1 protein-coding gene is annotated in these 5,035 nt (G+C 74.8%); it reads left to right on the forward strand.

Annotation, left to right across the window (positions count from 1 at the left end; translation table 11 throughout):
• On the forward strand, positions 1–5,035 hold a 5,035-nt coding region (locus tag HW445_RS18055), incomplete at both ends, for a non-ribosomal peptide synthetase (protein WP_180222034.1).

Here is a 5,035-nt window from a genome sequence, read left to right on the forward strand (position 1 = left end):
CTCGCCGGACGAGCACGTGCTGCTGCTGGTGATCCACCACATCGCCGGTGACGGCTGGTCGCTCGGCCCGCTGGCCGCCGACCTGGCCACCGCGTACGCGGCACGCCGCCGGGGCGAGGAGCCGGGGTGGGCGCCGCTGCCGGTGCAGTACGCCGACTACACGCTGTGGCAGCGCGAGCTGCTCGGTGACCCGGCCGACCCGCGGAGCCGGCACGCCGAGCAGCTCGACCACTGGAAGCGGCACCTGTCCGGCCTGCCGGAGCAGATCACCCTCCCCGCCGACCGCCCCCGCCCCGCGACCCCCACCTACCGCGGCGGTCACCTGGCGATCGAGCTGGACGCCGAACTGCACGCCGGGCTGGTCCGGCTGGGCCGGGAGCACGGCGCCAGCGTCTACATGGTGCTCCAGGCCGCCCTGGCGTCATTGCTGGACAAGCTCGGCGCGGGCACGGACGTCCCGGTCGGCAGCCTGATCGCCGGCCGGACCGACCAGGCGATGGACGACCTCGTCGGCTTCTTCGTCAACACCCTGGTGCTCCGCACGGACACCGGCGGTGACCCGTCCTTCGCCGAGCTGCTGGGCCGGGTCCGGGAGACCGCCCTCGGTGCCTACGCCCACCAGGACCTACCCTTCGAGCACGTGGTGGAGGCCCTCAACCCGTCCCGTTCGCAGACCCGCCAGCCGCTCTTCCAGGTGCTGCTCGCCCTGCAGAACGTGCCCCGCACCGAGTTCACGCTGAGCGGCCTGTCCTCGGAGATCGTCCTGGTCCGGACGCCGACCGCCATGTTCGACCTGGGCTTCCACCTGCTGGAGCGCGGCGGCACCGGGGGAGCGGCCGAGGGCATCGTCGGGCGGGTCGAGTACAGCACCGACCTGTTCGACCACGGCACGGTGGAGACGCTGGTCGCCCGGTGGCTGCGGCTGCTGGCGGCGGTGGTCGCCGATCCGGAGCGCCCGCTGAGCCGCGTCGACGTCCTCACCGCCGAGGAGCGGCACGAGCTGCTGGTCGCCGGCAACGACACCGCCCACCCGGTCCCCGACACCACCCTGCCCGCGCTGTTCGAGGCACGGGTCCGGGCGACGCCGGACGCCCCGGCGGTGCTGTTCGAGGACACCGCGCTGACCTACCGCGAGCTGAACCGCCGGGCCAACCGCCTGGCCCACGCGCTGATCGCGCGCGGGGTCGGCCCCGAGCAGGTCGTCGCCCTGCGACTGCCCCGCTCGGCCGAGCTCGTGGTCGCCGTCCTCGCGGTGCTCAAGACGGGCGCGGCGTACCTGCCGGTCGACCCGGACTACCCGGCCGCCCGCATCGCCTACATGCTGGACGACGCCCGCCCGGCCGTGGTGCTCGACGACCTCGCGGCCGTCGCACCGGCCGGGGACCTCCCCGAGCACGACCCGGCCGTCCCCGCCGACACCCGGCACCCGGCCTACGTCATCTACACCTCCGGCTCCACCGGCCGGCCCAAGGCCGTCGTGATGCCCGCGGCCGGACTGCTGAACCTGCTGGAGTGGCACCACCGGGCCGTCGGCGGAGAACCCGGCACGCGCACCGCGCAGTTCACCGCCCTCAGCTTCGACGTCTCGGTGCAGGAGACGCTGTCCGCGCTGCTGTACGGCAAGACCCTGGTGGTGCCGACCGAGGAACAGCGCCGCAGCGCCGAGCTGTTCGCCCAGTGGCTGGACCGGCACCGGGTCGAGGAACTGTTCGCGCCGAACCTGGTGGTGGAGGCGCTGGCCGAGGCCGCCGAGGAGGCCGGGCTCGACCTGCCGCACCTGCGGCTGGTCGCCCAGGCCGGAGAGGCCATGCGGCTGGGCGGCGCGGTACGCCGCTTCCAGGCGCGCCGGCCAGGCCGGGTGCTGCACAACCACTACGGGCCCGCCGAGACCCATGTGATCACCGCCTACGCGCTTCCGGCCGCCCCGGACGACTGTCCGCTGCCGGTGCCGATCGGCCGCCCGATCGCCAACTGCCGGGCCTACGTGCTGGACGCGGCGCTGCGGCCGGTCGCCCCCGGGGTGCTGGGCGAGCTGTACCTGGCCGGCACCGGGGTCGCCCGCGGCTATCTGAACCGGCCCGCGCTGACCGCCGGGCGCTTCGTCGCCGACCCGTACGGTCCGGCGGGCGCGCGGATGTACCGCACCGGCGACCTGGTGCGCCGACGCGCCGACGGGGAGCTGGAGTTCGCCGGCCGGGTCGACCACCAGGTCAAGGTGCGCGGGTTCCGGATCGAGCCGGGCGAGATCGAGGCCGAGCTCACCGCGCACCCGGACGTCGCCCAGGTCGCGGTGCTCGCCCGGGAGGACCGGATCGTCGCCTACGTCGTCCCCTCGGACGGGGCGGCGGCGAGCCCGGCCGCGCTGACCTCCTACCTCCGCGACCGGGTGCCGGAGTACCTGGTGCCGTCCGCCTTCGTGCCGCTGGACGCGCTGCCGCTGACCCGGAACGGCAAACTGGACCGGGCGGCGCTGCCCGCACCCGAGGCCGGTCCCGCCGAGGGCGGCCGGGCGCCGCGCACGCCGCAGGAGCAGATCCTCACCGAACTGTTCGCCGAGGTGCTGGACCTCGCCCGGGTCGGCGTCGACGACGACTTCTTCGCGCTGGGCGGGCACTCCCTGCTCGCCACCCGGCTGGTCTCACGGGCCCGCGCGACCCTCGGGATCGAACTGGAGCTGCGCACCCTCTTCCGCACCCCGACCCCCGCCGGGCTGGCGGCCGGGCTGCACGACGCCGACGCTGCGCGGCAGGCCCTGGTGCCGCGGCCCCGCCGTGAGCCGATGCCGCTGTCGTTCGCCCAGCGCCGGCTGTGGTTCCTCCAGCAGTTCGGGGCGCCGAGCGCCACCTACCACATGCCGTTGGCCCTGCGGCTCTCCGGCGACCTCGACCGGGACGCGCTGAGCGGCGCGCTCGCGGACGTGGTGGCCCGGCACGAGACCCTCCGCACGGTCTTCCCGCACACCGCCGGAGTCCCGTACCAGCGGGTGCTGGACACCGCCGACATCGCCGTCCCGCTGACCGTACGGACGGCCGCCGAGACGGAGGTGCCCGCCCTGCTGCGCGAAGCGGCGGTGCGCGGCTTCGACCTGACCTCGGAGGTACCGCTGCGGGCGGAACTGTTCGCCCTCGCACCGGACGAGCACGTCCTGCTGCTGGTCATGCACCACATCGTCGGGGACGGCTGGTCCATGGGCCCGCTCGCCCGTGACCTGGCCGCCGCCTACACCGCCCGGCAGGGCGGCGGCGCGCCGGACCGGCCACCGCTGCCGGTGACGTACGGTGACTACACCCTGTGGCAGCACGAGATCCTGGGCGACGAGCACGACGCCGACAGCGTCTTCGCCCGCCAGGTCGCCTACTGGAAGGAGGCGCTGGACGGCCTCCCCGACCAGCTGCAGCTGCCGGCCGACCGGCCGCGCCCGGCCGCCATGTCGTACGGCGGCGCCCTGCTGGAACTGCGCATCGACGCCGAACTGCACGCGGCGCTGGTGGAGTTGGCCCGGCGCTCGGGTGCGACCCTGTTCATGGTGCTGCAGGCGGCACTGGCCGCGCTGTACACGCGGCTCGGCGCCGGCACGGACATCGCGATCGGCAGCCCGGTCGCGGGGCGCACGGACGAGGCGCTGGACGATCTGGTCGGGTTCTTCGTCAACACGCTGGTGCTGCGGACCGACACGAGCGGTGACCCGAGCTTCGCGGAGCTGCTGGGCCGGGTGCGGGAGACGGCGCTGTCGGCGTACGCGCACCAGGACGTGCCGTTCGAGCACCTGGTGGAGGCGCTGAACCCGACCCGCTCGCTCTCCCACCACCCGCTGTTCCAGACCGGTCTGGTGGTCCAGAACGCCCCCGGCGGCGACTTCGCACTGCCGGGCCTCAAGGTCTCCGGGATCGCCGTGCTGACCGGGACCGCGCGGCTCGACCTGACCTTCGGCTTCGCCGAGGAGCACGGAAGCGACGGCGCGCCGGCCGGACTCAGCGGCGCGGTCGAGTACAGCACCGACCTGTTCGACCGCTCCACCGTCGAGGCCCTGGCCGCCCGGTGGACCAGGCTGCTGGCCGCGGTCGCCGCCGCGCCCCACCGGCCGATCGGCGCGATCGACCTGCTGTCCGCGGAGGAACGCGGCGAGCTGCTGCCCGCCGCCGAGGAGACTCCCGCAGCATCGAGCCTGCCGGAGCTGTTCGCGGCGCGGGTGGCGGCGACGCCGGACGCGATCGCGCTGGTCGGTGACGGGAGGGAGCTGACGTACGGCCAACTCGACGCGTGGGCGAACAGGTTCGCGCATGCGTTGATCGCTCGGGGTGTGGGTCCGGAGCGGGTGGTGGCGGTGGCTCTGCCGCGGTCGGTGGAGTCGGTGGTGGCGGTGCTGGGCGTGCTGAAGGCCGGGGCGGCGTATCTGCCGGTGGATCCGGCGTATCCGCCGTCGCGGATCGCGTTCATGCTGGAGGATGCTGCCCCTGCCGTGGTGGTCGACGACCCCGCGGTGGTGGCCGAGGTCTCGGGTTGGCCGGAGACCGATCCGGGTGTCGTGGTGGACGTCCGGCATCCCGCCTACGTCATCTACACCTCGGGCTCGACCGGCCGCCCCAAGGGCGTCGTCGTGAGCCACGCCGGGGTGTCCGGCCTGGTGGCCGAGCAGGTCGACCGGCTCGGCGTGGCGCCGGGCAGCCGGGTGCTCCAGTTCGCCTCGCCCAGCTTCGACGCGTCCTTCTGGGACCTGTGCGCCGCGCTGCTCACCGGCGCCGCCCTCGTCCTGACCCCCGCCGAGGACCCGCTGGAGGCCCTGGCGGACCGCTCGCTCTCCGTCACCCATGTGACGCTGCCGCCCTCCGCCCTGGCCGCGCTGGACGGCGCCGAGCTCACGGCCACCACCCTGGTGGTGGCGGGCGAGGCGTGCCCGCCCGAGCTGGTGGAGCGGTGGGCACCCGGGCGCCGCATGATCAACGCCTACGGCCCGACCGAGACCACGGTGTGCGCCACCATGAGCGACCCGCTGCCGCCGGAGGCCGGCGTGCCGCCCATCGGGCGACCGGTCGCG

Origin of the sequence: Streptomyces sp. UH6, assembly GCF_013421635.1 — a bacterium.
Taxonomy (GTDB): Bacteria; Actinomycetota; Actinomycetes; order Streptomycetales; family Streptomycetaceae; genus Streptomyces; species Streptomyces abyssomicinicus.